This is a genomic window from Marimonas arenosa (assembly GCF_030848945.1).
GTDB classification, from domain to species: domain Bacteria; phylum Pseudomonadota; class Alphaproteobacteria; order Rhodobacterales; family Rhodobacteraceae; genus Marimonas; species Marimonas arenosa.
Window position 1 is genome coordinate 339,886 of the sequence record NZ_JANHAX010000001.1, and the last position, 26,559, is coordinate 366,444.

Sequence of the window (26,559 nt, forward strand, 5' to 3'; positions counted from 1 at the left end):
GGCCTCCGGCAATGGGGGCCAGTCAAAACACTCAGGAGAGATCGATGAAATCCATCAAACTCGCAACCTCGGCCGCGGCCATCGTCGCCGTGTCCGCAAGCGCCGCGATCGCCCGTGACCAGGTGCAGATCGCCGGGTCGTCGACCGTGCTGCCCTATGCCGCGATCGTTGCCGAAGCCTTTGGCGAAAACTTCGACTTCCCGACCCCCGTTGTGGAAGGCGGCGGCTCGGGCGCGGGTCGCAAGAAGCTCTGCGAAGGCGTTGGTGAAAACACCATCGACATCGCCAACTCGTCGTCGCGCATCAAGCAATCCGACATCGATCTCTGCGCCTCGAACGGTGTCACCGAAATCCAGGAAGTCCGCATCGGCTATGATGGCATCGTCTTTGCCAGCGACATCAACGGCCCGGACTACGCGTTCGAGCCGGCCGACTGGTACAACGCCCTGGCCAAGAAGGTCGCGGTCGACGGCAAGCTGGTCGACAATGCCAACAAGACCTGGGCAGACGTCAAAGACGGCTTCCCGGCACAGGACATCCTCGCCTTCATCCCCGGCACCAAGCACGGCACCCGCGAGGTTTTCGACGTCAAGGTGATCGAAGCCGGCTGTGAGGCCACCGGCGCGTTCGACCTGTTCAAGGACGCCAACGGCGGCGACAAGAAAGCCGCGGAAAAGGCCTGCACCGCGCTGCGCACCGACGGCGCGTCGGTCGACATCGACGGTGACTACACCGAGACCCTGGCCCGGATCGAGGCCAACCAGAACGCGATCGGCGTGTTTGGCCTGTCATTCTACCAGAACAACACCGACAAGCTGCGCGTCGCCACCATGGGCGGTGTCGTGCCCTCGGTGGAATCGATCGCCAGCGGCGAATACCCGGTGTCGCGCCCGCTCTATTTCTACATCAAGAACGCGCATCTCGACGTGATCCCGGGCATGCAGGAATATGTCGAGTTCTTCGTCTCCGACGACATTGCCGGCCCCGACGGCCCGCTGGCCGAATACGGCCTGGTGCCCGATCCCGAACTGGCCAAAACCCAGGAAGCGGTTGCCAACCGCACCCCGATGGGTCCATTGAACTGAGTGAAGCTGCACGGGCAGCGCCCCCGGTGCTGCCCGTTACTCTGACCGGAAGACGTCCAGATGAATGTTGGCATCCTCTCCCTGATCGTTCTGGGCTTGGCCGCACTCGGCTATGTCTTGGCCCGGCGGCGGGCGCTTGCAGTGGTTCAAGGCGATGCACGGCTGCTGCATTCCCGTACCGGCTACTACGGCCAACTGGTCTTCCTGCTGACCGCCGTGCCGGCGTTCCTGGTCATGGCCATCTGGTTGTTCCTGCAACCAATCCTGATCGAACAGCGCGTCGCCGAAAACATTCCGGGCACTGCGATTCCTGAAGGCGGAGACCTCACCCTGGTGATGAGCGACGTGCGCCGGATCGCCGGCGGCATCGACGCCATGATGGCCGACGGCAGCCTCGGCGAAGCCCAGCTGAAAGACATGCACGCCGATCAAACTGACATCCGGGCGCGCCTGGCCGGTGTCGGCATCGCCCTCGGGGCAGAGGTCTCGCCGGCTGTCTTCGAAGCCGCCAAATCCTATCGCAAGATGCAAAAGACCGGGGCGCTGGCGATGACCGTCGTCGTGCTGGGTCTCGCCCTGGGCATGATGGGGCTGGCGCTGTCGCGCATTTCCGCCACGCTGCGCGCCCGCAATCTGGCCGAAAGTTTCGTCCTGTCGCTGCTGATCGGCGCCTCGCTGGTGGCCATCGCCACCACGGCCGGCATCGTGCTGTCTCTGCTGTTCGAGACGTGGCATTTCTTCCAACTCTACCCGGCACGCGATTTCTTCTTCTCGCTCACCTGGAATCCGCAATTCCGCGGCGGGTCGGATCTCGGCTTCGCGCCGCTGATCTGGGGCACGCTCTATGTTTCGCTGGTGGCGCTGATCGTGGCGGTGCCGATCGGACTGATGATCGCGATCTACCTGGCCGAATATGCCGGCAAGCGGGTGCGCAGCCTGGCCAAACCGGCGATCGAGGTGCTGGCGGGAATCCCCACCATCGTCTACGGTCTCTTTGCCCTGATCACCGTGGGGCCCTTTATCCGCGACTGGATCGCCCAACCGACCGGTTTGGGCGACAGTTCGTCGTCGGTGCTGACCGCCGGGCTGGTGATGGGCATCATGCTCATTCCCTTCGTCAGCTCGCTTTCCGACGACATCATCAACGCCGTGCCGCAGGCCCTGCGCGACGGCTCTTACGGGCTCGGCGCCACGCAATCAGAAACCATCAAGCAGGTGATTCTGCCCGCCGCGCTGCCCGGCGTGGTGGGGGCGATCCTGCTGGCGGCATCGCGCGCCATTGGTGAGACCATGATCGTGGTCATGGGGGCAGGGGCGGCGGCCAAGATGAGCCTCAACCCGCTCGAAGCGATGACCACCGTGACGGTCAAGATCGTCAGCCAGCTGACCGGCGACACCGAGTTCGCCAGCCCCGAAACACTGGTCGCCTTCGCGCTCGGCCTGACGCTTTTCGTCTTCACGCTGGGGCTCAACGTGCTCGCGCTCTACATCGTGCGCAAATACCGGGAGCAGTATGAATGACCGACATCGCCCGAAACGGCAGTTCTGCCCCGGCGCCGGCCCGCAGAAACCGCTCGCTGCTCGAGGTCGACGACCGCACCCGACGGCGCAACGCCGCCGAAGCCCGGTTCAAGCTCATGGGCAGCATCGCCGTGATCATTGGCTTGCTGGCGCTTGTCGGGCTGCTTACGTCGATCCTCCTGAACGGGATGTCGTCTTTCCGGCAGACCTATGTGTCGCTCGAGGTCTATCTCGACCCGGCCAAGCTGGACAAGGACGGCTCGGGCAATCTCGAGAAGATCGCCAAGGTCACGACCTTCGGTTACAAGCCGCTGATCCAGAAAGCGATGGTGGCGACCGTCGCGGCGAACGGGGTCGACGACCAGGGCCTCAAGGCCAAGAAGATCGCCGACATGATCTCGCCCGAAGCCCCGGCCACGATCCGCGACTACGTCTTGGCCAATCCCGACAAAATTGGTGAAACCGTACGCTTCGACTTGCTGGCCGGCGGCCGGATCGATGGCTATTACAAGGGCCGGGTGACGATGGAGACGGCGGCGCTCGATCGCAACGTCTCGCCCGAGCAGCTGCGCATCGCCGATGCCCTGCGCGACGCCGGCGTGCTGGACACCCGCTTCAACTGGGCCTTCTTCACCGCGCCCGACGCCTCCGACACCCGCCCCGAGGCCGCGGGCCTGGGCGTCGCGATCCTCGGCTCGGCCTATATGATGCTCGTGGTACTGGTGCTGGCGCTGCCGCTTGGCGTGGCGGCGTCGATCTATCTCGAGGAATTTGCGCCGCAGAACTGGTTCACCGATCTGATCGAGGTCAACATTTCCAACCTCGCCGCCGTGCCGTCGATCGTGTTCGGCATCCTTGGCTTGGCGGTTTTCATCAACTATGCCGGGCTGCCGCAATCGGCGCCGATCGTTGGTGGGCTGGTTCTGACGCTGATGACGCTGCCGACCATCATCATCGCCACCCGCGCCGCGCTCAAGGCGGTGCCGCCCTCGATCCGCGAAGCCGCGCTCGGGGTAGGGGCCTCGAAAATGCAGACCGTGTTCCACCATGTGCTGCCGCTGGCCATGCCCGGCATCCTGACCGGCGCGATCATCGGTCTGGCCCAGGCACTTGGCGAAACCGCGCCCCTGCTGCTCATTGGCATGGTCGCCTTCGTGCGCGAATACCCCGCCGCGCCACCCGAGGGGCTGTTCGATCCCGCCTCCGCGTTACCCGTGCAGATCTACAACTGGACGACCCGCGGTGATCCCGCCTTCGTCGAGCGCGCCTCCGGCGCCATCATCGTGCTGCTGGTGTTTCTGCTAATCATGAATATTCTGGCTATCATCCTGCGCCGGCGTTTCGAGCGCCGTTGGTAAGGAGGTCCCCATGTTCGACACGCCAAAGAGAGAGGCCGCCGTGACCAAGACCGATATCAAGATGAGCGCGCGCAACTGCCAGGTCTTCTATGGCGACAACCAGGCCATCAAGGACGTCGATGTCGATATCGACGACAAGACTGTCACCGCCTTCATCGGTCCCTCGGGCTGTGGCAAGTCGACCTTCCTGCGCTGCCTCAACCGGATGAACGACACCATTCCGATCTGCCGGGTTGAAGGCACCATCACGCTCGACGGCGAAGACATCTACGATCCCAAGGTCGATCCGGTGCAGCTGCGCGCCAAGGTCGGCATGGTGTTTCAGAAACCCAACCCGTTTCCCAAGTCGATCTACGACAACATCGCCTATGGGCCCCGGATTCACGGTCTCGCCAGATCCCGCGCTGAACTCGACGACATCGTCGAGAAATCCCTGCGCCGCGGCGCCCTGTGGGACGAGGTCAAGGACCGGCTGCACGAGCCCGGCACCGGCCTGTCGGGCGGCCAGCAACAGCGGCTCTGCATCGCCCGCGCCGTGGCGACCGAACCCGAGGTTCTGCTGATGGACGAACCCTGCTCGGCGCTCGACCCGATCGCCACCGCCCAGGTCGAAGAGCTGATCGACGAGCTCAAGCAGAACTTCTCGGTCGTCATCGTCACCCACTCGATGCAGCAGGCCGCCCGGGTCAGCCAGAAAACCGCCTTCTTCCACCTCGGCAATCTGGTCGAATACGGCGAAACCGGGCAGATTTTTACCAACCCGCGCGATCCGCGCACCGAATCCTACATCACCGGCCGGATCGGCTGAACAGGGCAGGGACATGACCGAAAAACACCACCACATCGCCTCGGCCTTCGACCGCGACCTCGAAGAGGTCCAGGCCGAGATCATGAAAATGGGCGGGCTGGTCGAAAACGCCATCCTCGCCGCCGCCGACAGCCTCGAGGCCCGCGACGAGGAAATGGCCGAGAAGGTCCGCGAAAACGACCGCGCCATCGACGAGCTGGAAGAGCTGATCAACGACGAAGCCGCCCGCATCATCGCCCTGCGCGCGCCTACCGCCATCGACCTGCGGCTGGTGCTCAGCGTGCTCAAGATCTCGGCCAATCTCGAACGTATCGGCGACTATGCCAAGAACATGGCCAAACGCACCGGCATCCTGGTTCAGATGGCTCCGATCGAGGGCGCCACGGTGTCGCTGAAACGCATGGCCCGCGACGTGCAGCTGATGCTCAAGGACGCGCTCGATGCCTATATCCAGCGCGACGCCGCGCTGGCGATGGACGTGATCCATCGCGACCGCGATGTCGACCAGCTCTATAACGCGCTGTTCCGCGAATTCCTCACCTTCATGATGGAGGATCCGCGCAACATCACCCCCTGCATGCACCTGCATTTCATCGCCAAGAACACCGAGCGGATGGGGGATCACGTCACCGCCGTCGCCGAACAGGTGGTCTATCTGGTCACCGGAGAAGTGCCCGACGAAGATCGCAAAAAGCGCGACGTCACCTCGACGGATGCCAGCCTGAGCGAGGACTGATCCGATGACAGCGCGACCGCCCAGCGTGCTTCTGGTTGAGGACGAACCGGCGCAGCGCGAGGTATTGGCCTACAATCTTGAGGCCGAAGGCTTCGAGGTTCTGCGTGCCGCCGACGGGGACGAAGCGTTGATGCTGCTGGAGGAAGCCCCGCCCGACATCGTACTGCTCGACTGGATGCTGCCGAACGTCTCGGGCATCGAGGTGTGCCGCCGGATCAAATCCCGCTCCGGCACGCGCGCGATCCCGGTGATCATGATCTCGGCGCGCTCGGAAGAAGTCGACCGGGTGCGGGGCCTGGAAACCGGGGCCGACGACTACGTGATTAAACCGTATTCCGTCGCCGAGTTGATGGCGCGCGTGCGAGCCCAGTTGCGACGGGTGCGGCCGGCGTCGGTCGGCGAACGGTTGGAATATGAAGACATCCTGCTCGACGCCGAAACCCACCGCGTGACCCGGGCCGGCAAGGAACTGAAGCTCGGGCCCACTGAATTCCGCCTGCTGACGACGTTCATGGAGAAACCCGGCCGGGTGTTTTCACGCGACCAGTTGCTCGACCGGGTCTGGGGCCGCGACATCTATGTCGACACCCGCACCGTCGACGTGCATATCGGCCGTCTCCGCAAGGCTCTGATGGCGCACGGTGGATCCGATCCGTTGCGCACCATCCGCGGCACCGGCTACGCGTTGGGGTAGGGGGCAGACCAGCCTGTCACCCGTTGGATTGGGGAGTCTGCGCTCGTACGACGGGGGCCCGGTCCCCTCGCAGAGCGCATTCTGGCACACAATGCCGGAGCCAGGCGTCGGCTATGCGCAAGCTGGATTTCAGCCGGGCGGAAAACCTGCCGTCGCCGCACACCCCGTTAACCCGACCCATTTACGAAACCTTGGGCCACCGCGCGCCAGACGGGATGCCAGCCAGACTGCCAGCCAGGTTGCCAGACCGGCACTTTCCGCCGCCCCGAGGGCTTAACCATTCCGTCAGCGCATAAGCGGGATTAACGCGGCAGCATCTCGTCCTCGTTCACCTGCTCGGCCAGCCAGTCGCGGAATGCCGCCAGGGCAGGGGCCCCGCGCCGCTCCTGTGGCCAGACCAGCCAGTAGGCGCCGATGCTTTCCTCCGGCCCGTCCAGTGCCAGGTGCAGGCGCCCATCGGCCAGTTCCTGTTCAACCAGGTAATCCGGCAGCAGCCCCACACCCAACCCGTGCAGCGCGGCCTGCACGATGGTGGTGAACTGGTCATAGACCATGCCCGGCACCGGTCCGGTCTTCAGCCCCTTGGCGGCAAACCAGCGTTGCCAGATACGCGGCCGGGTCTGGAGATGCAAAAGCGGCAGTCGCAGCAGATCGTGACCGGTCTCAACGTGCCGTCCGGCCAAAAGGCCGGGGGCCGCCACCGGCACCAGCACCTCTTTCGCCAGCAACAGCTTTTCCGTTTCCGGCCAGTCTCCATCGCCAAAAGTTATTGCAGCATCAAAGGGTTGAATGTCAAAGTTGAACATCTCCATTACGGTGGTCATATTGATGGTGACTTCGGGATAGGCCTTTGAAAATTGCGGCAAGCGTGGCACCAACCAGCGCATTCCGAAGGTTGGCAGGATCGCCAGATTCAGCGCGCCGCCGCTCGGATTGGTCTGCAATTTCAACGCCGCCTGGGCTATCTTCTGCAGTCCGGCGCGGACCTCCTCGGCATAGGCCGCTCCGGCGGGCGTCAGCGCCAGGCGTTTGCCGGCGCGGTTCAGCAACGCTACCCCCAGCTGCGCTTCCAGCGCCTTCAATTGCCGCGACACCGCGCCCTGGGTCAGCGACAACTCGGCGGCCGCTGCCGTGGCGCTTCCCAGCCGCGCCACAGCTTCCAGAGCCTGCAGGGCAGAGATCGAAGGCAAGAACCGCCTTGGCGCAATCATGTATTCCGTTACCTCATGAAACTATGCGTAATTGTCGATTTATCATGCAAAATACTCAAGATAAACTATTGAAGAATTCCCAACCCACCGGACGCAGGAGCCCACAACATGCTCGACAAACCCCACCTCCGCCTCAAGGACGCGCCCGATCTCGGGCAGTTTACCTGGGACGATCCGTTCCGCTTCGATGACCAGCTCACCGAAGAGGAGCGCATGATCCGTGACAGCGCGCATGCCTACGCCCAGGAAAAGCTGCAACCGCGCGTGCTCGACGCCTTTCAGAACGAAACCACCGATCCCGAGATTTTCCGCGAAATGGGCGAGATGGGGCTTCTGGGCGTCACCACTCCCGAGGAGTATGGCGGGCTCGGGTCGGGATACGTTTCCTACGGTCTTGTGGCGCGGGAAATCGAAAGGGTAGACAGCGGGTATCGTTCGATGATGAGCGTGCAGTCCAGCCTGGTGATGTACCCGATCTACGCCTATGGCTCGGAAGAACAACGGAAAAAATACCTTCCGAAACTTGCCTCGGGCGAGTGGATCGGCTGCTTTGGCCTGACCGAGCCTGACGCCGGTTCGGATCCGGCCGGCATGAAGACCCGTGCCGAAAAAACCACCGACGGCTACCGCCTGACAGGTTCAAAGATGTGGATTTCCAACGCGCCGATCGCCGATGTGTTCGTCGTCTGGGCAAAATCCGAGGCGCATGGCGGTAAGATCCGCGGCTTTGTGCTGGAAAAAGGCATGCAAGGCCTCAGCGCACCCAAAATCCTGAACAAAATGTCTCTCAGGGCGTCGATCACCGGCGAGATCGTGATGGACGGCGTCGAGGTGGGCGAGGGGGCGTTGCTGCCCCATGTGGAAGGGCTCAAAGGCCCGTTCGGCTGCCTCAACCGTGCCCGTTACGGTATCAGTTGGGGCGCTATGGGTGCGGCCGAGGCGTGCTGGCACGGCGCGCGGCAATACGGGCTCGACCGACACCAGTTCAAGCGGCCGCTGGCGCAAACCCAGCTGTTCCAGCGCAAGCTGGCCGACATGCAGACCGAGATCGCGCTTGGCCTGCAGGCCTCGCTCCGGGTCGGACGCCTGATGGACGGGGCCAACGCTGCGCCCGAGATGATCTCTATCGTCAAGCGCAACAATGTCGGCAAGGCGCTCGACATCGCACGGATGGCGCGCGACATGCACGGCGGCAATGGTATCAGCCTCGAATTCCAGGTGATCCGCCACATGCTCAACCTTGAGACCGTGAACACCTACGAAGGCACTCATGACGTGCATGCACTGATCCTGGGCCGCGCACAAACCGGCCTGCAAGCCTTTTTCTGAGAACCCTCCACAGCAGGGGAGCGCCATCCGGCGCTCCGCTCCTGAATCCTATAAGCGCATAATCAGTATTATGGTAACTACGTTATTTGCCAAATACGGCTTGCTTTCCGAGACTTCAGTTTCAGAACCAGATTAAGAAAAATCCAACCGCACGCTCGACAGGTCCCGCTTTAAAACGTTAAAGTTAATGAACCATTTACGGAACGAAATCAGGCAATGTCTCCGGTTAACGCCCACCACCCGCTACCGGCGTGAACGGCAGACTGAAGGGGATGCCAAACATGAGTCTGGTGGAGTATCTTGACGAGATCACCAACGCCCCGTCGGTCGAGGCGCTATGGGATCAGCATGTGCGCAAGATGGCGGAATTCGGGTTCGATCGGCTGTTCTACGGCTACACCAACTTCCGCCATGGCACGTCGCTAGGAGATCCCGACGATTTCATCATCCTGACCAACCACCCGAAAGAATACACCGACTGGTTTCTGGGTGAACAGATGTATTTCCACGCACCAATGGTGAAATGGTCGCTGGAAAACGAAGGCTGGACCAGTTGGGGTATGCTGGGCGAATTGTTGGAAAACGGCGAGTTGCCGTCGAAGGCGATCGAAGTCTTTGAATTCAATAAGAAAATGCACGTTACCTGTGGTTACACGATTAGCTTCAAATCGGTGTCACCGCGCTCCAAGGGCGCGATTGCCCTGACCGGTGCCAAGGACATGAGCCAGGCCGATGTCGATGCCATCTGGGCCGAACACGGTCCCGATATCATGGTGATGAACAACGTCGCTCATCTCAAGATCCAGTCCCTGCCCTATGTCCGGCCGACCCGCGGCCTGACCAAGCGCCAGCTCGAGGCATTGCATTGGGTTGGTGACGGAAAAACCACGGCCGATATTGCCATGTTGATGGGCCTGACGCCGGCGACGGTGGAAAAACATCTGCGGCTGGCCCGCGACGTGCTGAACGTCGAAACCACCGCCCAAGCGGTGCTGAAAGCGGCGCTGCAGAATCAGATGTTCGTCGTCGAATACTGATCTCCAACCCGTTTTCTAACGCAATTACTGGGAAACAGACTGTTTTTGTCCAAAAGGTAAGGATTCCCTTACTTTTCGTAATCCCATCCCGATGGCATAGTTGAGTTGTTCCGTGAGTGGTGGCTTAAAGCCTGGGAACAAACAGGATGTAACCTTGAGATTTCAAGGCGCTGCGTTTTGTCCGGTTCAACCGGTGCTGGCCAGAGGGTTTATTCCTCGACCTGATGGCCAGCGAACATTGGGACCGCCCTTCTCATCCCCATTTGCCGGGCGGGATCAAGAAAGAAACGGCGTCGGATCTCTCCGGCGCCGTTTACCTTTTCTAAACAGGTTGTTGCGCGCGTTTATTCACGCAACGCTCAAGGTCAGCCCTGGGCCGCCTTGGCCACCTCGGCAGCAAAGTCTTCCTGCTTTTTCTCAATGCCCTCGCCGACTTCGAGCCGGACATAGCCGGTGATCTCGATGCCGCCCTCTTTCGCGGCCTGGGCCACGGTCAGATCGGGGTTGACCACGAAGGCCTGGTTGAGAAGCGTGATCTCGGCGAGGAATTTTTTCATCCGTCCTTCGATCATCTTCTCGATCACCTGCTCGGGCTTACCCGATTCCCGCGCGATGTCGATCTGCACCTGACGTTCCTTCTCGACGATGGCCGGATCCAGCGCATCCTCGTTCAGGGCCTGCGGCCGCGGATCGGCGGCGGCGACGTGCATGGCAACCTGGCGGGCGAGGCCTTCGTCATCGCCAGAGAACGCCACGAGAACGCCGATCTTACCCATGCCCGGCGCTGCTGCATTGTGGACGTAAGCCACCACGTTCTGGCCTTCGACCGCGGCCATCCGGCGCAGGGTCATGTTCTCGCCGATGGTGGCGATTGCGTCGGTGATGGCGGTTTCCACCGGCTTGCCACCCAGATCGGCCGCTTTCAGCGCCTCGATATCGGCGGTACCAAGCGCGGTCGTGGCGACATCGCCGACCAGCTTCTGAAACTGATCGTTCTTTGCCACGAAATCGGTTTCCGAGTTGAGTTCGATAGCCACGCCGCGGCCGCCCTCGACGGCAACGCCGACCAGGCCCTCGGCTGCGGTGCGGCCCGATTTCTTGGCGGCCTTCGCCAACCCCTTGGTGCGCAGCCAGTCGACCGCGGCTTCCATGTCGCCGTCGGTTTCAGTCAGCGCTTTTTTCGCGTCCATCATGCCTGCGCCGGTGCTGTCGCGCAGTTCCTTAACCATTGCTGCTGTGATCGCCATGTTCGGCTCCTCTCAACTTTTCAAAGCGGTGTGCGGGCGCGCTCTTGGCACGCCCGCATGACATTGCGGTGACCCTCAGGCCTCGGCAGACTCTTCGGCCGGCGCGGCAGCTTCCTCGGCAGGCGCCTTTTCGGCCACGGCCTCTTCCACTGGCGCTTCTTCCATGGCTCCCAGGTCGACCCCGGCAGCACCCAGTTGGGCACTCATGCCGTCGAGCGCGGCGCGGGAGGCCAGATCACAGTACAGCGCGATGGCGCGCGCGGCGTCGTCGTTGCCGGGGATGATGTAGTCAATGCCTTCGGGCTTGCAGTTGGTGTCGACAACGGCCACCACCGGGATACCCAGCTTGTTGGCCTCGGCCACGGCCAGAGCCTCTTTTTTGACGTCAATGACGAACAGCAGGTCCGGCACACCGCCCATTTCGCGGATGCCGCCAAGCGACGCCTGCAATTTGGCCTGCTCGCGCTCCATGCCAAGCCGTTCTTTCTTGGTCAGACCCTCGGCGCCGCCTGCAAGCTGTTCGTCGATCGCCTTGAGGCGGTTGATCGACTGCGACACGGTTTGCCAGTTGGTCAGGGTGCCGCCGAGCCAGCGGTGGTTCATGAAATACTGCGCCGATTTCTCGGCGGCGTCGGCGATCGGGCCCGACGCCTGTCGCTTTGTACCGACGAACAGCAGCCGGCCACCCTTGGCAACGGTTTCACGGATCGCGTTCAGCGCCGCGTCGAGCATCGGCACGGTCTGGGTCAGGTCGATGATATGGATGCCGTTGCGCGCGCCATAGATGAACTCGCCCATGCGGGGGTTCCAACGCTGCGTCTGGTGGCCAAAGTGAACGCCCGCTTCCAAGAGCTGGCGCATGGTGAACTCGGGAAGAGCCATGTCCTAGTTTCCTTTCCGGTTTACGCCTCGACACGGGATGAGAAGCCTCTGCTTCAACCGGTGGACCGTTGGGGATGTCTCCCCCAAAGGCCCGCCCATGCCTGCGGATTGAATGGCGGGCGTATAGAGGTGTTTGCCGGCATTGGCAACCCCCTGCCCGGCCCGTTATGTTGGCGGGTCAGAAAACGGTGCGCTCGAGCACCCAGAATACCCCGATCGCGGCAATCGCCAGCGACACGGGATTGGTTATACGGGCCCGGTACCAAGGCTTGTCGCGGAACCACGCGCCAACGGCGAGAAACGCCAGCGCGATCACGGTCAACTGGCCGAACTCGACGCCGACATTGAACCCCAGCAGCGCCGGAACGAATTGCGCCTCGGGCAGGCCGAATTCCTCCAGCACGCTGGCAAAGCCCAGGCCGTGCAAAAGGCCGAAGCTGAACACGATCATGGGCCGCCAGGGGTTCAGGTGATCGGTAAAGAGGTTCTCGATCGCGACATAGACGATCGAGGCGGCGATCAGCGGCTCGACGATGCTGCCCGGCACGGTCACCCAGCCGAGCGCGCCCAATGCCAGCGTCACCGTGTGGGCCGCGGTAAAGGCCGTGACCTGCCACAACAGCGGCCGCAGATGCGCCGCCAGCAGAAAAAGCCCCAAAACGAACAGGATATGATCCAGACCCTTGGGCAGGATGTGATCGAAACCGATCGGAATGTAGCCGGCAAAGACCTGCCAGCCGGTCTGGGTCGTGCCACCCGTCAACGCGAAAGAGGCACTCGTTTCCCCCCCCGCCAGTGTCGCCGTAAACGGGGTTTGGACCGTGCCCACCTGCCGTACGATCAAGGTTCCATAGCTCCTCGACCAGCCGATCGCGGCCTGCCCTGCTCCCGCCGGCAGTGGCGCAGAGAAGCGCAGAAGAGTCTGACGCACCAGCTCCGGGTCGCCCGGGTCACGGATCTCCTGGCCGTCGAATGCCATAGCCACGGCGGTGCCATCGACCCGCAGATCGACATTGGCTGCGAAAATCGGCGCGAAGACCATCAGCCGTTCAACCAGCGCCGCCGGCGGCAGCATCCGCAGCGCGTCGTAATCGGCTGCTTGCGGCGCGGCGTTGGTATCCTCGACCTCAGACAGGTCGATCCCTGCCATCACCGCCTCGAGTGTCACCTCGAAAGCCAAGTGCAGCACGCCGTCTCGGGCCTCGATCTCAACGATTGATGGGAAAACCTCGTGCGCGCGCGATTGTGACCCGCTCAGCCATAGGAAAACACTTGCCAGCAGCCCGGCAATCAGGCCCCCTGCGCCAATGACACCATTTCTTCGCATGACCCTCGTCTTCGTCCTGTTGTCGTTCGCGCGTCCGGCACTGTCGCACGAGTTTTGGATAGAAGCACAGACCTATCAAGTGCGACCCGGCGGACAAATCGAAGCGGGGCTTTACAATGGTCAATATTTCACTGGCGTCGAGATGGCCTGGTTCGAAACCCGCATCTCCCATGCCGGCTGGATGCAGGGCGCCGACAGCGGTGGGTTCGACAGCCGCAGCGGCGACCGTCCTGCGCTGAAACTACCCGCCCCCGGCCCGGGACTGGTGCAGCTTCTCTACCAGTCCACGGCGCGCAAGTTGACCTATACCGATTGGGGGAAATTCGAGAATTTCGCCGCGAGCAAGGGCAATGGCTGGGCCATAGCCCGCCATGCCGAACGCGGCCTGTTGCGCACCGGGTTCTCCGAAAGCTACACCCGCTACTGCAAGGCGTTGGTGGCCGTGGGCGACGGCGCCGGAGCCGATCGCGCAACAGGTATGGAAGTCGAACTGGTTGCACTGTCGAACCCTTACACCGAGCCGCCGCAGGCGGGTCTGCGGGTCGAGATGCGCTACAAGGGCAGGCCCCTGCCCGAGACGCAAATCGACGTGTTCGAAAAGAAAGACGATGGCCCGGCCGAGAGCTTCCACGTCATCACCGATCTGGCGGGTCGCGCAACGGTGCCGCTCAAGCCCGGCCATCGCTACCTGCTCGATTCCGTGGTTCTGCGCGAGCCTGAAACCGACGGCCCGCACGTTTGGGAAAGCCTCTGGGCTTCGCTCACCTTCGAGGTGCCGCGATAAGCCCTTGCAGCGAACCCGCACGGCGGGCAGGAAGACGCCATGGCCAAAACGCATGATATTCTTTGCATCGGGTCGGTCCTGTGGGACGTGATCGGCCGTTCCCCCAATCATATGTGGTTGGGGGTGGACGTACCGGGACGGATCGAACGCCTGCCCGGCGGCGTCGCCATGAACATAGCGATGACACTGGCGCGCTTTGGCATGCGCCCGGCGCTGCTCTCGGCCGTCGGCCGCGATGCCGAAGGCGAGGACCTGGTGCGCGCCTGCGAGGCCTTCGGTTTGGAAACCGCCTATCTCTACCGCTCCGACGATTTTCCGACCGACCGCTACGTCGCGGTCGAAGGGGCCAACGGCCTGATCGCGGCGATCGCCGATGCACATTCGCTGGAACAAGCCGGCGCAAAGATCCTGTCCCCGCTGGAGGACGGCCGGCTCGGCTCGGCGCAGACACCGTATCGCGGCCTCGTCGCGCTCGACGGCAACCTGACGCTTGAAATACTCGAAGAAATTGCCGTAAGTCCGTTGCTTTCAAAAGCGGATCTGCGTGTCGCCCCGGCCTCTCCCGGCAAGGCGGAGCGGCTCCGGCCCTTTCTTACCCATTCCCGTGCGGTGCTTTACGTCAATCGTGAGGAAGCGGGCCTGCTCTGCCAGAAAGACTTCGCGACCGCCTGTGCCGCGGCCGAGGGCCTGCTTGCCCGCGGCGCGGCGCGAACCCTGGTGACCGACGGCGCCAATCCTGTGGCCGAAGGTCACAACGGCGGCATCATCGAACTTCCCCCGCCGCAGGTGACGGTCACCCGCTTGACTGGTGCCGGCGACACGTTCATGGCCGCCCATATTGCCGAAGAGGCCCGCGGCGAGCGCGGCCTGGTCGCGCTGGAGGCCGCGCTGAAAGCGGCCGCAGACTATGTTTCACGGGAGACAGCCCGGTGATCACGACGGTGTTTTCACAGGAGGTCGAAGAGGCGCGCGATGCCGGCACACCGCTCGTGGCGCTCGAGTCGACCATCATCACTCACGGCATGCCCTGGCCGCAGAACGCCGACACCGCCCGCGCGGTCGAGGCCGAGATCCGCGACGCCGGTGCCGTGCCCGCCACCATGGCGGTGATGGCAGGCCGCCTGCATGTCGGGCTTGAACCGGAACAGCTCGACGCGCTGGCGCGGGCCGAGGGCGTCGCCAAGCTTTCTCGCGCTGACATGGCCGCCTGTCTTGCCGCCGGCGGCACCGGGGCCACCACCGTCGCCGCCACGATGATCGCGGCGCGCCTGGCCGGCATCCCCGTTTTCGCCACCGGCGGAATCGGCGGGGTGCATCGCGGCGCCGAGACCAGCTTCGATATCTCCGCCGATCTCTACGAACTGGCGCAAACCCCGGTCACTGTGGTCGCGGCCGGGGCTAAGGCCATCCTCGACCTGCCAAAAACACTCGAGCTGCTCGAAACCCTCGGCGTGCCGGTCATCTGCTATGGCCAGGACAGCTTTCCGGCCTTCTGGTCGGCCACGTCCCCCCTGCCCGCGCCGCTGCGCATGGACCATCCCGAAGAAATCGCCCGCGCCCACCTTGCCCGCGCCGCGCTCGGCCTGCCCGGCGGCCAGCTTGTCGCTAACCCGGTGCCGTCCAAGAACGAAATCCCCCGCGCTGAAATGGAACCAGTCATCGCCCGCACGCTCGATGAAGCGTCGGCCCTGGGCGTCACCGGCAAGGCCGTGACCCCCTTCCTGCTGCAGCGCATCTTTGACCTGACCGGCGGCCGGTCGCTCACCGCCAACATCGCGCTAGTCAAGAACAACGCGCGCCTCGCGGCCCGGATCGCTGCGGCGCTTTCCACCGCTTCTTGAAAGGTCTGGCTCTGCCATGCGACACCGCGCCACGCGGACCCGAGCGGGATCGACCTTATGTTATTCTAAGAGAAATAGAGGGAGAGTGCCATGAAACGGTTGTCTTTTGCCCTTGCGACCTTGGTCGTTGCGGTCCCGGCGTTGGCCCAGGATGTCACGCTGACCCCGATCCCGCTGGATGCCGCGACGCTCGATATTTCCGGCACCTGGTCTTACGATACGGTCGTGACCGGCAACACCGGTCCCTGCCCGCCAGTTCCGGCGAAGAAAGGCGAGCTCAGCATCGTCGCCAAGGACGGCGTTCCAGTGCAGGTGGACGTTTTGTCTGGCGAGCTCTGCGGCAAGCCCATGCACCTGATGGCCGGTGACATTGAATGGGGCAACCTCGTCGTGGGCAACGCCAAGACGGTCGACAACGAAGGTGGCCGCGCGTTCAATTCGATGGTGGCTTTCTTCTATTCCGACAAGAGCGCCTCGGGCCATGTCGAGTCGCAATATGTTCATCCCGGCGGCATGAGCTGTAGTTGGAGCTACCGGATCGAGCTCAAGCGCCCGTAACGCGCGCCAAGGCGGGCAAAACCCGGTCAGACACCGCGCAGGCCATTGCCGCGGGGTGAAAATGCTCCTATGTGACGGTGACCTCCTGAGGAGCTGCAACTGCGCATGACCACGCCCTTCGACGACCTCGACCCCCATCCGCGCCGACGATGGCGGCCATTTGCCGGGCTGCGGAACAACTTCCTCGCCGGGCTCGTCGTCGTCGTGCCGGTGGCCATCACGATGTGGTTGATCTGGACCTTCGTCGGCTGGATCGACAGTTGGGTGCTGCCCTTCGTGCCGACCTACTATCATCCTGATGCGCTGATCAACCGCTGGTTCGGTCAGGCCGAGTGGTTCAAGTGGATCTTCGGCGAAGAAGATGTCCACGTGAACATCCGCGGCGTCGGCGTGGTGCTGTTCCTGGTTTTCACCATTGTGGTGGGCTGGATCACCAAGGGACTGATCGGCCGCAGCTTCCTGGCCTGGGCCGAAGGCGTGGTCGACCGCATGCCGGTGGTGCGCTCGCTCTACAATGGTATCAAGCAGATCGCCGAGACGGTTTTCGCCCAGACCGAGTCGAAATTCGACAAGGCCTGCCTGTTGGAATACCCGCGCAAAGGCATCTGGGCGATCGCCTTCATCTCGACCAAGGCCAAAGGCGAGATCGCCGGTAAAATCCCGGTCGACGAAGATATCATCTCGGTCTTTCTTCCGACCACTCCGAACCCAACTTCGGGCTTCCTGTTGTTCGTGCCTCGCCACTCGGTGATCGAGCTCGAAATGAGCGTGGAAGACGCCGCCAAGCTGGTGATCTCGGCGGGCCTGGTTTACCCGAACAAGAAAGATCCCAGCCAGCCGGCGAAAGCGGGCAGCCCCAAGGCTGGCACCGATGCGGCCGCGTCCGCCCCTGTCACGCCGAGCCCTGCAGCGCCGGAAACAGATCAGCCGTAAAGCGCCGGCAGACCAACGCTGCTGCGGCGCCCAAGATCGTCACCATGCGCGGCAAGAAACGTGTCGGCCGCCGCCCGCCCCGCCGCCTTGAGCCGTGCCATCACCTCCGGCAGGGGCACGATCTTGGTCGCGACCGACAGTTCGTTCATCAGCGCATCATCGGCGATCATGTGGACGTGCACGCGCTTCATCGCACCCTCATCCACCGCCCCCTGGTCGAGCAGCCGCTGCACAAAAGCAATCGCCCGAAGCTCACGCAGCAGCGAGGAGTTGAAGCTGATCTCGTTGATCCGGTTGCGTATGTCCTGCGGCGTCTTCGGCACATCGTCACGCTCAAGCGGATTGATGTTGACGATCACGATATCGCTGGGCAGCGTCTCGTTGAACAGCGGATAGAGCGCCGGGTTGCCGGTATAACCGCCGTCCCAGTAAGCCTCGCCGTCGATCTCGACCGCTCGGAATAGGCTCGGCAGACAGGCCGAGGCCAAAAGCGAGTCGGTGGTGATGTCTTCGCCCTCGAACACCCGGATCTTGCCGGTGCGCACGTTGGTCGCGCCAACGTACAGCACCGGCCCCTCGGCGGCACAGACCCGCTCGAAATCGAACCGCTCGGCGACCCGGCGCAGCGGGTTGGCATAGAACGGCCCCGAGGCATAAGGCGATACCAGCCGCTCCCAACTCTCGGCCCAGAGATACGGCAACGACGCCTCCAGCGCGCTGGAAAACTGCCCGAGCCCCATCCATTGCGGAAAGACCGGACTGTCGATGGCGCCCATCTGGCGCCACAGCCAATCCAGGTTTTCGCGCGCGCCCTCACACCCGTCTGTCAGCCAGCCAGATTTCAGAGCCGCACCGTTCAGCGCCCCCGCCGATGTGCCGGATATGCCGGCAACCTCCAGCCCGGGCTCTTCCAGCAGCCGGTCGAGCACGCCCCAGGTAAAGGCGCCATGGGCGCCTCCACCCTGAAGCGCCAGGTTGATCCGAACGGCCGCCACCTCAGAGCGCGGTCCAACCGCCATCCACGCTGATCGTCGTACCGGTGATCTGCTCGGCCGCGTCCGAACACAGGAACACCGTGGTGCCGCCGATCTGCTCGACTGTCGCCATCTGTTTCGACGGTTGCCGCTCCAGCATCACCTCGCGAATGACCGTTTCGCGGTCCATGCCGTGGGCCTTCATCTGGTCGGGGATCTGTGCCTCGACCAGCGGGGTCAGCACGTAACCCGGGCAGATCGCATTGCAGGTGATCGGCTCTTCCGCGGTCTCCAGCGCCACGGTCTTGGTCAGTCCCACCATTCCGTGCTTGGCCGAGACATAGGCCGACTTGAAAGGCGACGCAGTCAGCCCGTGCGCCGACGAGATATTGATGATCCGCCCCCAGCCCGCGTCACGCATCATTGGCAGCGCCGCCGCGGTGGTGTGGAAGGCCGAGCTCAGGTTGAGAGCGATGATAAGGTTCCATTTGTCGATCGGGAACTCCTCGACCGGGCAGACATGCTGAATGCCGGCGTTGTTGACCAGGATATCGCAGGCGCCGGCCTTGGTGATCAGGTCGCGGCAAGCCTGCGCGTCGGACAGGTCAGCCTGGATGTAGCGCACCTCGGTGCCGAACTCGTCGCTCAGCTCGCCCGCCTGGGCCTGAGGATCGCCCTTGCCCGAAGACGAGTTCAGCACGACATTGGCCCCGGCCCGCGCCAGCTCGCGGGCAATCCCCAGCCCGATCCCCGAGGTGGACCCGGTAATGACGGCGGTCTTGCCATTGAGCGACATATCTTTCTCCCTGATCTGTTTAGCCGGAAGAAACCCTAAAAGCCCAACGGGGAGATGACGAGAGCCGATGGACTCACTGGCCAAAAAAAAACGCCGGCACGAAGCCGGCGTTAAGTTATTGAGGCAGGTTTCATACAGGCAAGAAACCTATCGAGCAGTAACTCCTTTATAAGCAATCCGACGCGCGTGTCCAAGCTAAAAGTTTGATAACGTGTGAATCCCTCGTTAGCGTATTCTTTAACAAAACAAGGGCCGAGCGGGATTGTTGCCGAAATGAGACCAGATATTTTCCGACGCGACCGGGCGCGGACCGGGCTTCTCGGGCTCCTGATCTCCACCCTTGCGCTCGCCTCTCCCGCCATGGCGGAACCGGCGCATGGGCTATCTATGTATGGCTCTCCGGCCCTGCCACAGGATTTTGTGTCCCTGCCCTACGCCAATCCGGATGCCCCCAAGGGCGGACGAATCGTGGTTGGCAATACCGGCGGCTTTGACTCGCTCAACCCGTTCATTCTCAAAGGAACCCCGCCCTGGCAACTGCGCTTTCTCGGCTATGAAAGTCTGATGGGTCGGAATTACGACGAACCCTTCGGGCTCTACGGTCTGCTCGCCGAATCGGTCGAGACCGGCCCGAATCGCGAGTGGGTCGAATTCATCCTGCGCGAAGAGGCGCGGTTTTCCGACGGAAGCCCGGTCACGCTCGAGGACGTGATCTGGTCCTACGAGACACTGGGCGAGATGGGCCACCCGCGCTACCGTCGCGGCTTCTGGACCGCCGTTGAGAAAATTGAGCCCACCGGCCCGCGCTCCTTACGTATCACCTTCAACACGCAGGACCGAGAGCTTGCCCTCATCGCCGGGCTGCGCCCGATCCTGAAAAAGGCGCAATGGGATGGCCGTGATTTCACTGAATCTGGCTTCGAGGCCCCGATCGGCACCGGGCCCTATGTTGTCGCCGATGTCGAGCCCGGCCGCTACGTTGGCCTGCACCGCAATCCCGATTACTGGGGCCGCGACCTGCCGCTGATGCAGGGTGTCGCCAATTTCGACGAGATCCGGATCGAGTTCTACGGCGACGACGCGGTATTGTTCGAAGCCTTCAAGGCCGGTGCCTTGACCGTCCTGCGCGAAAGCAATGCCGAAAAATGGGCCATGCAATACGACTTCCCCGCTGTGCAATCCGGCGAGGTTGTCAAATCCGAGATTGCCGATGGCAAGCCCTCGGGCATGACCGGCTTCGTGATGAACACCCGCCAGCCGCCGTTCGATGACTGGCGCGTGCGGCAGGCCATGCTGCTGGCCTTCAACTTCGAGTACATGAACGACACCATCACCGGCGGCCGGCAGAGCCGCATCCCATCCTATTTCTCTGGCACCGATCTCGGCCTGCGCCCCGGCCCGGCGACGGGCCGCGTCCGTGAATTGCTCGAACCCTTCGCCGGTCAACTTCTGCCCGGCACGCTCGACGGTTACACCCTGCCCGTCTCGGAGGGCTCCGAGCGCAACCGCAAGAACCTGCGCCGTGCCGTGAACCTGCTCGCACAAGCCGGCTGGACCGTGCAGGACGGCGTCATGAAGAATGCTGATGGAACACCGTTCGAGTTCGCTGTGCTGCTGCGCCAGGGCGCGCGAGAGAAGCAGGCCTTCATCAACATCTTTATCCAGGCGCTGGCCCGCATCGGCATCTCCGCCCGGATCGAGACTGTTGACAATGCACAATTCTACCAGCGGCTCGAAACCTACGATTTCGAGATGACCGACTTCCGCCGCGGCTTTTCGCTCTCACCCGGCAACGAACAGAAGCTCTACTGGGGCTCTTATGGCGTCGACACACCCGGCACCCGCAACCTGATGGGCATGGCCTCGCCCGCGGCCGAGGCGATGATCGACGCCATGCTCGCCACCGACGACACGGAAGAGTTCACTGCCGCCGTCCGCGCCCTCGACCGCATCCTCACTGCCGGACGCTACGTGATCCCAACCTACGATTTCGGCGTCGGGCGGATCGCACATTCGCGGCATTTGCGGTACCCTGACCGGGTCCCAGTCTACGGCGATGGACCATGGTTCATGCCCGATGTTTGGTGGTATGAAGACTGACCCGTCATGAAACCGTTACAGAACCATCATAGGCGAGGCCCATGAATGTTCTCGTCCTCTGCACCGGCAACTCGGCCCGATCGATCCTTCTCGAAGCGCTGCTGAACCGCCTCGGCGACGGCCGCATCACCGCCTACTCCGCCGGTTCCCAGCCCACAGGCGCGGTCCATCCGCAATCGCTCAAACTGCTTGCCTCTAAGGGTTACGACCTGTCATCGGTCCGCTCGAAAAGCTGGGACGAGTTCGCCGAGCCGGGCGCTCCGAAGATGGATGCGGTGATCACCGTCTGTGCTTCCGCTGCCGGCGAGACCTGCCCGATCTGGCCGGGTGCTCCGGTGCGCGCTCATTGGGGCGTCGACGACCCGGCCGCGACCGACGAAGCCGACTGGGACGAGGCGTTCCACGCCGCCTATGCCAGGCTCGAACGCCGCGCCCGGGCATTTCTCGATATGCCGGTCGAAGACATGGAGGCGGGCGAGCTAAAGCTGCATCTCGACCGCATCGGAGAGCTGCCATGACACAGAGAATTGCCGCTGAACTGATCGGTACTGCCTTCCTGCTCATCGGCGTGGTGGGTTCGGGCATCATGGCCGAAACCCTCTCCGACGGAAATGTCGCGCTTGCCCTTCTGGCCAATGCCATCGCCACCGGTGCGATGCTCTATTCCATTATCACCACGCTCGGCCCGGTGTCGGGAGCGCATTTCAACCCTGCCGTCACACTGGCCTTTGCGCTCCGCGGCGAACATGCCTGGAAAGACCTGACACCCTACGTGATTGCGCAGATCACCGGTGCGATCCTCGGCGTCTGGGCGGCACACGCGATGTTCGACCTGCCGATCCTGCAAACCTCCACCACGATGCACCGCACCGGCGCGGCGCAATGGTTCTCCGAGGTCATCGCCACCTTCGGCCTCTTGTTCGTGATCTTCGGCGGCATCCGCCACAAGCCCGACACCGTGCCGACCCTCGTTGCGCTCTACATCACCGGAGCCTACTGGTTCACCTCGTCGACCAGCTTTGCCAACCCGGCGGTGACCATCGCGCGCGGGCTCTCGGACACCTTTGCCGGCATCTATCCAGGACACATCGCGATGTTCGTCGTGATGCAGATCATCGCGGTTTTTTTCGGCCACGCGGTTCTTACACGGCTTTTCAGGTAATTATTCCAACGAGTCCCGGGCGTGACCCGAAACGCGAAGCGGTCACGTCCAGGTCAGCACCTTGTGCCCGACGGGGGTGATGAACCGTCCGGCGGTGATACGGTAATTCGTCGGGCTGTTCTCGACCCCGTGCAGATACGAGGCGTTCATGAAATAGAGATCCCCCCGACGGATCTTCACCCGCAGCTTCTGGAACCGGTCGGCATAGTCGATCGGATACGGATAGCCGGTCATTTCCAGCCCCATCTCCTTGCGCACCGTATCGTCGGGACAATGGTTCCAAAGCACCGTCGCGCTGCCTTCTGCATCATCGGCGATGCAGAGATTGGCAGCGATGGTGTGCGGGCCGCCGCCGATCTCGAACCCATCCTCTGCACCCTGCGCGATCTGCGCGGTGTCCTCATGCGGGTGCAGCGTCATTGCGCCATTGTCGAGCCATTTCCGCGTGGTGGCGAAATTCCCGGTGCCGCCAAGGTGCCGCGCCTGGCGATAGACCTTGCCGCGCTTCAAGAAGGCCCGTTCCAGGTCGTCGTCGAGAAACAGGTTCCCCACCGTCGTGGCATCGAGCACCGAAAACAGGTCAATGACGTGGTCGAGATGTTTCACTGTCTCGCGCACGTAGTCTTCGCCGTTGCGCTGGAACTGGGTCGAGCCGACTTGCTGGTTGCGCACCACGCCGTCCTCACCGCGGTTTGAGCCAAAGGCGGCGATGATCTCGTTGAACCGCGCCTCGAGCTTGCGGCAATCCTCCTGGCGCGCAAAGTTCCGCAGCACGATCAGGCGGACATTGTCGACCCCACCCTCTTCGATGAAACGCGCAATAGTGTCGGCATCATAATCGCCTTCGACTTCGAGAAAGTCGATCTCTGTATCATCGAACATTTTGTCCCTCAGCTGTTTTTCGTTTTGCGGGTTTTACCCGAGGCGTTTCCCCTCTACCGTGTGCGCAGCGTCACGACCACAGAAAAATCCAGTGCCTCGACACACGTGGAACCGTCTCTGCATATGTCGACCTGACAAAACAGTCGAACTCGCCTAACCTGCACCAGCCACAACAAGTTTCATCCCGAGCAGAGGTCCCCGATGATCCCGTTTTCCGTTCTCGATCTGTCCCCGATCCCAGAAGGCGGAAGCGCCGTCGATGCGCTGCGCAACAGCGCCGATCTCGCGGCTCATGCCGAGACCTGGGGCTACAAGCGCTACTGGGTGGCCGAGCATCACAACATGCCGGGAATCGCGTCTTCGGCCACCACCGTTCTGATGGGGCATATCGCCAATCACACCAAGACGATCCGCGTCGGGTCGGGCGGGATAATGCTGCCCAACCATCCCCCGTTGGTCATCGCCGAGCAGGTCGGCACGCTGGCCTCGATCCACGGGGACCGGTTCGACATCGGCGTCGGCCGTGCGCCCGGCACTGATGCCCGCACGGCTTGGGCGCTGCGCCGCGGCCGGATGGAAGAAAACATGTTCCCCGACGAGGTGATCGAACTGATCGGCTATCTCAACCCGTCCCAGCCCAATCAACCGGTGCGGGCGATCCCCGGCGAAGGCACCCAAGTGCCGATCTGGATGTTGGGAAGCTCACTTTACGGTGCCAAGCTGGCGGCGCATCTCGGCCTACCTTACGCCTTCGCCTCGCATTTCGCTCCCGACGCGCTGGAACCGGCGATCGAGACTTACCGGCAAGATTTCCAATCCGGCATCACCGACGCTCCGCGCTTCATGCTCGCCGTCAACGTCTTCGCCGCCGATACCGACGACGAGGCCCAGCGGCTAAGGACCTCGCAGCTCCAGGGCTTCATCAACCTGCGCACGGGCATGCCGGGTCCCCTGCCCCGGCCTGTCGATTCTCTCAACGGCATCGCCCCGCGCGAAGTGATCGCCACCGCCTCGGCCGCCTTGCGCGTCGCCGCGGTGGGTGCGCCCGAAACCGTGCGCGACAAGCTCGCGGCGCTGATCGAGCGCCATAAACCAGACGAGCTGATCCTGTCGGGACAGATCCACGACCATGCCGCCCGGTTGAAAAGCTTCGAGATCGCCGCTGACGTGCTGAAATCGATGTAGAGACAGACCGCTGCAGTGCGGGTTATCCGACGAAAGTCCCTATGCGCTTTTCGTATTTCGTCTAAGGTCCCGGTAATGAACCGGTCCGCCCTCCTGCGCCGTTGGCGCCGATTGTCGTTGCCCGGCCAGTTTCTTCTGGCTGGCGGGGCTGTCATGTTGGTGACCATGTTGCTGGTGGGGTCCTGGGTCTCGCGCCGGATCGAACAAGCCACTGTGCAGAACTTTGCGATCATCGCCGCCAACTATGTCGAAAGCTTCATCGCGCCCCTGACTCAGGACCTCGCCGAAGGCGACGCGCTGTCGGTGCCGGCGCAACAGGCAATGCTGGAAATCTTCCGCGACACCGCCCTCAGCGAACGGATCGTGTCCTACAAGATCTGGAAGGAAGGCGGCTTGGTCGTGCAAGCCTCGGATACCGCCCTGATCGGTCAGCGTTTCGCGCCCTCCGAAGATTTGCAGGCGGCTTGGCGCGGCGAATTCGCCGCCTCCTTCGAAGACCTCAACGACCACGAGGATGCCGGCGAAGCCGCCCTCGGGGTGCCCCTGCTCGAGGTCTATTCACCAATTCACGAGGTCTTCAGCGGCCGGGTCATCGCCGTGGCCGAGTTCTATGAACGCGCCGAACCGCTGCAGGCCGACTTGCGCGATGCCCGCCGGACCGGCTGGCTGGTTGTCGGCTCGGCATTCGTCGCCAGCGGCATACTGCTCTTTGGCATCGTCCAGGCCGGCGGCCGCACCATCCGGACCCAGCAGAAAGAGCTCAAGGCCCAACTCACCGCCTCCGAGGAACTGGCAGAGCAGAATGCCGCGCTGCGCCGCCGCGCCATTAGCGCCAACCTGCGGGCCACCGCCCAGACCGAACAGGCGATCCGCCGAGTCGGCTCCGACCTGCATGACGGCCCGGCGCAATATCTCTCGCTCGCCGCGCTGCGCCTCGAGTCGGCGCTGGCGCGGGATGCCAAGCCAGGCGCGCGTGACGAGATCCGCAATTCGCTCGAACGCGCTATGGAGGAGATCCGGTCGATTTCGCGCGGGCTTGCCCTGCCGGATCTCGAAAGTCTGGATCTGCCGACGCTCGTGCGCCGCGCGGTGTCGGACCACGAGAAACAGACCGGGATGCAGGTGCAACTGAGCTTCACCGGTTCCGAACCCGCGGCACTCGGCTACACCGAGAAACTCTGCATCTATCGCTTCCTCCAGGAAGGACTTTCGAACGCCACCCGCCATGGCAAGGTAGATCGGGCAGACATCGTAATCGACGGAGCGGCCAACGACGTGCGGGTCACGATCCACGACGCCGGTGCCGGCTTCGACCCGGCGCAGGAACCGCAATTGCGCACCGATGGCGGCCAGGGGTTGCGCGGGCTCAAGGACCGGGCCGAAAGCATCGGCGGCGCCGTCACCATCGACAGCGCCCCGGGTCGGGGCACGACACTGACACTGGTATTGACGAGCGAGGGACAGGCATGACCATCCGACTTATCGTGGCAGACGACCATCCGATTTTCCGCGAAGGCCTGGTCCAGAGCATCACCGAAACCTGTGAGTTCGATATCGTTGGCGTTGGCGGCTCGGCCGACGAGGCGGTGGCACTGGCCGCCGAGCACCGTCCCGACATCGCCCTGCTCGATCTGTCGATGCCTGGCAACGGCATCAACGCCGCACAGAAAATCGTCGAAGAAAAACTTGCCGGCCATGTTGCGATGCTGACTGTTTCGGAGGACGACACGGACGTGACAGCGGCGCTGCAGGTTGGCGCCATCGGCTACGTGCTCAAGGGCGTCTCGGCCGAAGAACTGCGCCGTATTCTCAAAGGTGTTGCCCGCGGTGAGGCGCATGTCTCGCCCGGCCTCGCCGCCCAGGTGCTGAAGATCATGCAGGCCCCGAAGAAAAAGGAAAACAACCCGATCGATGACCTGACCAAGCGTGAAGAAGACATCCTGCGCCTGGTTGCGGTCGGCCAGTCGAACCGTGAAGTGGCCGAAGCGCTGAACCTGCAGGAAAAGACCGTGAAACACTACATGACGGCAATTCTCGGCAAGCTGCACGCGCGCAACCGTGTCGAGGCCGCCCTGATAGCGCATGAGGCCTGGAACAAGTCCTGATCCG

26 protein-coding genes are annotated in these 26,559 nt (G+C 63.0%); 19 read left to right on the top strand and 7 right to left on the bottom strand.

The window, feature by feature from the left end; translation table 11 throughout:
- The first annotated feature begins 44 nt into the window (after positions 1–44).
- From NO357_RS01685 to phoB, 6 genes are all read left to right on the top strand, one after another.
- Positions 45–1,085 (top strand): substrate-binding domain-containing protein, encoded by a 1,041-nt coding sequence (locus NO357_RS01685; RefSeq protein ID WP_306733876.1) that lies wholly within the window; start codon positions 45–47, stop codon positions 1,083–1,085.
- Positions 1,086–1,145: 60 nt separating this feature from the next.
- Complete coding sequence (pstC, locus tag NO357_RS01690) at positions 1,146–2,606, top strand: phosphate ABC transporter permease subunit PstC (protein WP_306733877.1); 1,461 nt, start codon at positions 1,146–1,148, stop codon at positions 2,604–2,606.
- The gene (gene pstA / locus NO357_RS01695; protein WP_306733878.1) at positions 2,603–3,964 is read left to right on the top strand and encodes a phosphate ABC transporter permease PstA; all 1,362 of its coding nucleotides are present in this window, start codon (positions 2,603–2,605) and stop codon (positions 3,962–3,964) included. The genes pstC and pstA overlap by 4 nt, the downstream gene beginning before the upstream one ends.
- Before the next feature lie 61 nt (positions 3,965–4,025).
- Positions 4,026–4,772, top strand: a complete 747-nt coding sequence (gene pstB, locus NO357_RS01700) for a phosphate ABC transporter ATP-binding protein PstB (protein WP_376744354.1) — start codon at positions 4,026–4,028, stop codon at positions 4,770–4,772.
- 13 nt (positions 4,773–4,785) lie between these two features.
- Complete coding sequence (gene phoU / locus NO357_RS01705; protein ID WP_306733880.1) at positions 4,786–5,508, top strand: phosphate signaling complex protein PhoU; 723 nt, start codon at positions 4,786–4,788, stop codon at positions 5,506–5,508.
- A 4-nt stretch (positions 5,509–5,512) separates the two neighbouring features.
- On the top strand, positions 5,513–6,202 hold the full coding sequence (gene phoB, locus NO357_RS01710; protein WP_306733881.1) for a phosphate regulon transcriptional regulator PhoB: 690 nt from the start codon (positions 5,513–5,515) through the stop codon (positions 6,200–6,202).
- Between the two features lie 302 nt (positions 6,203–6,504).
- On the opposite strand, the gene NO357_RS01715 is transcribed toward phoB, so the two are convergent.
- Positions 6,505–7,413, bottom strand: a complete 909-nt coding sequence (locus NO357_RS01715; RefSeq protein ID WP_306733882.1) for a LysR substrate-binding domain-containing protein — start codon at positions 7,411–7,413, stop codon at positions 6,505–6,507.
- A gap of 108 nt (positions 7,414–7,521) precedes the next feature.
- Between NO357_RS01715 and NO357_RS01720 the strand changes: the two genes are divergently transcribed.
- A complete protein-coding gene (locus NO357_RS01720; protein ID WP_306733883.1) occupies positions 7,522–8,742 on the top strand; it encodes an acyl-CoA dehydrogenase in 1,221 nt (406 codons plus the stop codon).
- A gap of 281 nt (positions 8,743–9,023) precedes the next feature.
- Positions 9,024–9,779 carry a helix-turn-helix transcriptional regulator gene (locus tag NO357_RS01725; RefSeq protein ID WP_306733884.1) on the top strand — a complete coding sequence of 252 codons (756 nt, stop codon included), beginning with the start codon at positions 9,024–9,026 and terminating at the stop codon, positions 9,777–9,779.
- 365 nt (positions 9,780–10,144) lie between these two features.
- Here NO357_RS01725 and tsf read toward each other — a convergent pair whose 3' ends face one another.
- The 3 genes from tsf to NO357_RS01740 all read right to left on the bottom strand — a co-directional run bounded on the left by tsf (position 10,145) and on the right by NO357_RS01740 (position 13,235).
- Positions 10,145–11,026 carry a translation elongation factor Ts gene (gene tsf, locus NO357_RS01730; RefSeq protein WP_306733885.1) on the bottom strand — a complete coding sequence of 294 codons (882 nt, stop codon included), beginning with the start codon at positions 11,024–11,026 and terminating at the stop codon, positions 10,145–10,147.
- Between the two features lie 75 nt (positions 11,027–11,101).
- Positions 11,102–11,908: a 30S ribosomal protein S2 gene (gene rpsB, locus NO357_RS01735; RefSeq protein WP_306733886.1), complete on the bottom strand. Its 807-nt coding sequence runs from the start codon at positions 11,906–11,908 to the stop codon at positions 11,102–11,104.
- A 178-nt stretch (positions 11,909–12,086) separates the two neighbouring features.
- Entirely contained in the window at positions 12,087–13,235 is a 1,149-nt protein-coding gene (locus tag NO357_RS01740; RefSeq protein WP_306733887.1) for a HupE/UreJ family protein, read from the bottom strand.
- Here NO357_RS01740 and NO357_RS01745 point away from each other — a divergent pair.
- From NO357_RS01745 to NO357_RS01765, 5 genes are all read left to right on the top strand, one after another.
- Entirely contained in the window at positions 13,216–14,019 is an 804-nt protein-coding gene (locus NO357_RS01745) for a DUF4198 domain-containing protein (protein WP_306733888.1), read from the top strand. The two genes, NO357_RS01740 and NO357_RS01745, sit on opposite strands and share 20 nt — an antisense overlap.
- Positions 14,020–14,058: 39 nt before the next feature.
- Positions 14,059–14,952, top strand: coding sequence for a PfkB family carbohydrate kinase (locus NO357_RS01750; RefSeq protein ID WP_306733889.1), 894 nt, complete (start codon positions 14,059–14,061; stop codon positions 14,950–14,952).
- Positions 14,949–15,860 carry a pseudouridine-5'-phosphate glycosidase gene (locus NO357_RS01755; RefSeq protein WP_306733890.1) on the top strand — a complete coding sequence of 304 codons (912 nt, stop codon included), beginning with the start codon at positions 14,949–14,951 and terminating at the stop codon, positions 15,858–15,860. Before NO357_RS01750 ends, NO357_RS01755 begins: the two co-directional genes overlap by 4 nt.
- A gap of 90 nt (positions 15,861–15,950) precedes the next feature.
- On the top strand, positions 15,951–16,418 hold the full coding sequence (locus NO357_RS01760) for a hypothetical protein (RefSeq protein WP_306733891.1): 468 nt from the start codon (positions 15,951–15,953) through the stop codon (positions 16,416–16,418).
- A 105-nt stretch (positions 16,419–16,523) separates the two neighbouring features.
- Positions 16,524–17,351, top strand: coding sequence for a DUF502 domain-containing protein (locus NO357_RS01765; protein WP_306733892.1), 828 nt, complete (start codon positions 16,524–16,526; stop codon positions 17,349–17,351).
- Here the strand turns inward: NO357_RS01765 and NO357_RS01770 are convergent.
- Both NO357_RS01770 and NO357_RS01775 read right to left on the bottom strand, forming a co-directional pair.
- Entirely contained in the window at positions 17,342–18,370 is a 1,029-nt protein-coding gene (locus tag NO357_RS01770) for a patatin-like phospholipase family protein (RefSeq protein ID WP_306733893.1), read from the bottom strand. The genes NO357_RS01765 and NO357_RS01770 overlap by 10 nt on opposite strands.
- Entirely contained in the window at positions 18,348–19,121 is a 774-nt protein-coding gene (locus tag NO357_RS01775) for a 3-hydroxybutyrate dehydrogenase (protein WP_306733894.1), read from the bottom strand. The genes NO357_RS01770 and NO357_RS01775 overlap by 23 nt, the downstream gene beginning before the upstream one ends.
- Positions 19,122–19,394: 273 nt before the next feature.
- On the opposite strand from NO357_RS01775, the gene NO357_RS01780 reads away from it, so the two are divergent.
- From NO357_RS01780 to NO357_RS01790, 3 genes are read left to right on the top strand one after another with little or no spacing between them, the layout of a single operon-like run.
- Positions 19,395–21,221 (top strand): extracellular solute-binding protein, encoded by a 1,827-nt coding sequence (locus NO357_RS01780; RefSeq protein WP_306733895.1) that lies wholly within the window; start codon positions 19,395–19,397, stop codon positions 21,219–21,221.
- A gap of 41 nt (positions 21,222–21,262) precedes the next feature.
- Positions 21,263–21,739, top strand: a complete 477-nt coding sequence (locus NO357_RS01785; RefSeq protein ID WP_306733896.1) for an arsenate reductase ArsC — start codon at positions 21,263–21,265, stop codon at positions 21,737–21,739.
- Positions 21,736–22,383: an aquaporin gene (locus NO357_RS01790; protein WP_306733897.1), complete on the top strand. Its 648-nt coding sequence runs from the start codon at positions 21,736–21,738 to the stop codon at positions 22,381–22,383. Before NO357_RS01785 ends, NO357_RS01790 begins: the two co-directional genes overlap by 4 nt.
- 42 nt (positions 22,384–22,425) lie before the next feature.
- Here the strand turns inward: NO357_RS01790 and NO357_RS01795 are convergent, their stop codons facing one another.
- Positions 22,426–23,265 (bottom strand): hypothetical protein, encoded by an 840-nt coding sequence (locus tag NO357_RS01795; protein WP_306733898.1) that lies wholly within the window; start codon positions 23,263–23,265, stop codon positions 22,426–22,428.
- Positions 23,266–23,466: 201 nt separating this feature from the next.
- On the opposite strand from NO357_RS01795, the gene NO357_RS01800 reads away from it, so the two are divergent.
- The 3 genes from NO357_RS01800 (at position 23,467) to NO357_RS01810 (ending at position 26,555) form a co-directional block, all read left to right on the top strand.
- Positions 23,467–24,450, top strand: a complete 984-nt coding sequence (locus tag NO357_RS01800; RefSeq protein ID WP_306733899.1) for an LLM class flavin-dependent oxidoreductase — start codon at positions 23,467–23,469, stop codon at positions 24,448–24,450.
- A 153-nt stretch (positions 24,451–24,603) separates the two neighbouring features.
- On the top strand, positions 24,604–25,920 hold the full coding sequence (locus tag NO357_RS01805; RefSeq protein WP_306733900.1) for an ATP-binding protein: 1,317 nt from the start codon (positions 24,604–24,606) through the stop codon (positions 25,918–25,920).
- Positions 25,917–26,555 (top strand): response regulator, encoded by a 639-nt coding sequence (locus tag NO357_RS01810; protein WP_306733901.1) that lies wholly within the window; start codon positions 25,917–25,919, stop codon positions 26,553–26,555. The genes NO357_RS01805 and NO357_RS01810 overlap by 4 nt, the downstream gene beginning before the upstream one ends.
- The last annotated feature ends 4 nt before the right edge of the window (positions 26,556–26,559 follow it).

Excerpts from the sequence above, each read along its gene's own strand:
- NO357_RS01685 (WP_306733876.1), top strand. The coding sequence starts at position 45 with ATGAAATCCATCAAACTCGCAACCTCGGCCGCGGCCATCGTCGCCGTG.
- pstC (WP_306733877.1), top strand. The coding sequence starts at position 1,146 with ATGAATGTTGGCATCCTCTCCCTGATCGTTCTGGGCTTGGCCGCACTC.
- pstA (WP_306733878.1), top strand. The coding sequence starts at position 2,603 with ATGACCGACATCGCCCGAAACGGCAGTTCTGCCCCGGCGCCGGCCCGC.
- pstB (WP_376744354.1), top strand. The coding sequence starts at position 4,026 with ATGAGCGCGCGCAACTGCCAGGTCTTCTATGGCGACAACCAGGCCATC.
- phoU (WP_306733880.1), top strand. The coding sequence starts at position 4,786 with ATGACCGAAAAACACCACCACATCGCCTCGGCCTTCGACCGCGACCTC.
- phoB (WP_306733881.1), top strand. The coding sequence starts at position 5,513 with ATGACAGCGCGACCGCCCAGCGTGCTTCTGGTTGAGGACGAACCGGCG.
- NO357_RS01715 (WP_306733882.1), bottom strand. The coding sequence starts at position 7,413 with ATGATTGCGCCAAGGCGGTTCTTGCCTTCGATCTCTGCCCTGCAGGCT.
- NO357_RS01720 (WP_306733883.1), top strand. The coding sequence starts at position 7,522 with ATGCTCGACAAACCCCACCTCCGCCTCAAGGACGCGCCCGATCTCGGG.
- NO357_RS01725 (WP_306733884.1), top strand. The coding sequence starts at position 9,024 with ATGAGTCTGGTGGAGTATCTTGACGAGATCACCAACGCCCCGTCGGTC.
- tsf (WP_306733885.1), bottom strand. The coding sequence starts at position 11,026 with ATGGCGATCACAGCAGCAATGGTTAAGGAACTGCGCGACAGCACCGGC.
- rpsB (WP_306733886.1), bottom strand. The coding sequence starts at position 11,908 with ATGGCTCTTCCCGAGTTCACCATGCGCCAGCTCTTGGAAGCGGGCGTT.
- NO357_RS01745 (WP_306733888.1), top strand. The coding sequence starts at position 13,216 with ATGACACCATTTCTTCGCATGACCCTCGTCTTCGTCCTGTTGTCGTTC.
- NO357_RS01740 (WP_306733887.1), bottom strand. The coding sequence starts at position 13,235 with ATGCGAAGAAATGGTGTCATTGGCGCAGGGGGCCTGATTGCCGGGCTG.
- NO357_RS01750 (WP_306733889.1), top strand. The coding sequence starts at position 14,059 with ATGGCCAAAACGCATGATATTCTTTGCATCGGGTCGGTCCTGTGGGAC.
- NO357_RS01760 (WP_306733891.1), top strand. The coding sequence starts at position 15,951 with ATGAAACGGTTGTCTTTTGCCCTTGCGACCTTGGTCGTTGCGGTCCCG.
- NO357_RS01765 (WP_306733892.1), top strand. The coding sequence starts at position 16,524 with ATGACCACGCCCTTCGACGACCTCGACCCCCATCCGCGCCGACGATGG.
- NO357_RS01770 (WP_306733893.1), bottom strand. The coding sequence starts at position 18,370 with ATGGCGGTTGGACCGCGCTCTGAGGTGGCGGCCGTTCGGATCAACCTG.
- NO357_RS01775 (WP_306733894.1), bottom strand. The coding sequence starts at position 19,121 with ATGTCGCTCAATGGCAAGACCGCCGTCATTACCGGGTCCACCTCGGGG.
- NO357_RS01780 (WP_306733895.1), top strand. The coding sequence starts at position 19,395 with ATGAGACCAGATATTTTCCGACGCGACCGGGCGCGGACCGGGCTTCTC.
- NO357_RS01785 (WP_306733896.1), top strand. The coding sequence starts at position 21,263 with ATGAATGTTCTCGTCCTCTGCACCGGCAACTCGGCCCGATCGATCCTT.
- NO357_RS01790 (WP_306733897.1), top strand. The coding sequence starts at position 21,736 with ATGACACAGAGAATTGCCGCTGAACTGATCGGTACTGCCTTCCTGCTC.
- NO357_RS01795 (WP_306733898.1), bottom strand. The coding sequence starts at position 23,265 with ATGTTCGATGATACAGAGATCGACTTTCTCGAAGTCGAAGGCGATTAT.
- NO357_RS01800 (WP_306733899.1), top strand. The coding sequence starts at position 23,467 with ATGATCCCGTTTTCCGTTCTCGATCTGTCCCCGATCCCAGAAGGCGGA.
- NO357_RS01805 (WP_306733900.1), top strand. The coding sequence starts at position 24,604 with ATGTTGGTGACCATGTTGCTGGTGGGGTCCTGGGTCTCGCGCCGGATC.
- NO357_RS01810 (WP_306733901.1), top strand. The coding sequence starts at position 25,917 with ATGACCATCCGACTTATCGTGGCAGACGACCATCCGATTTTCCGCGAA.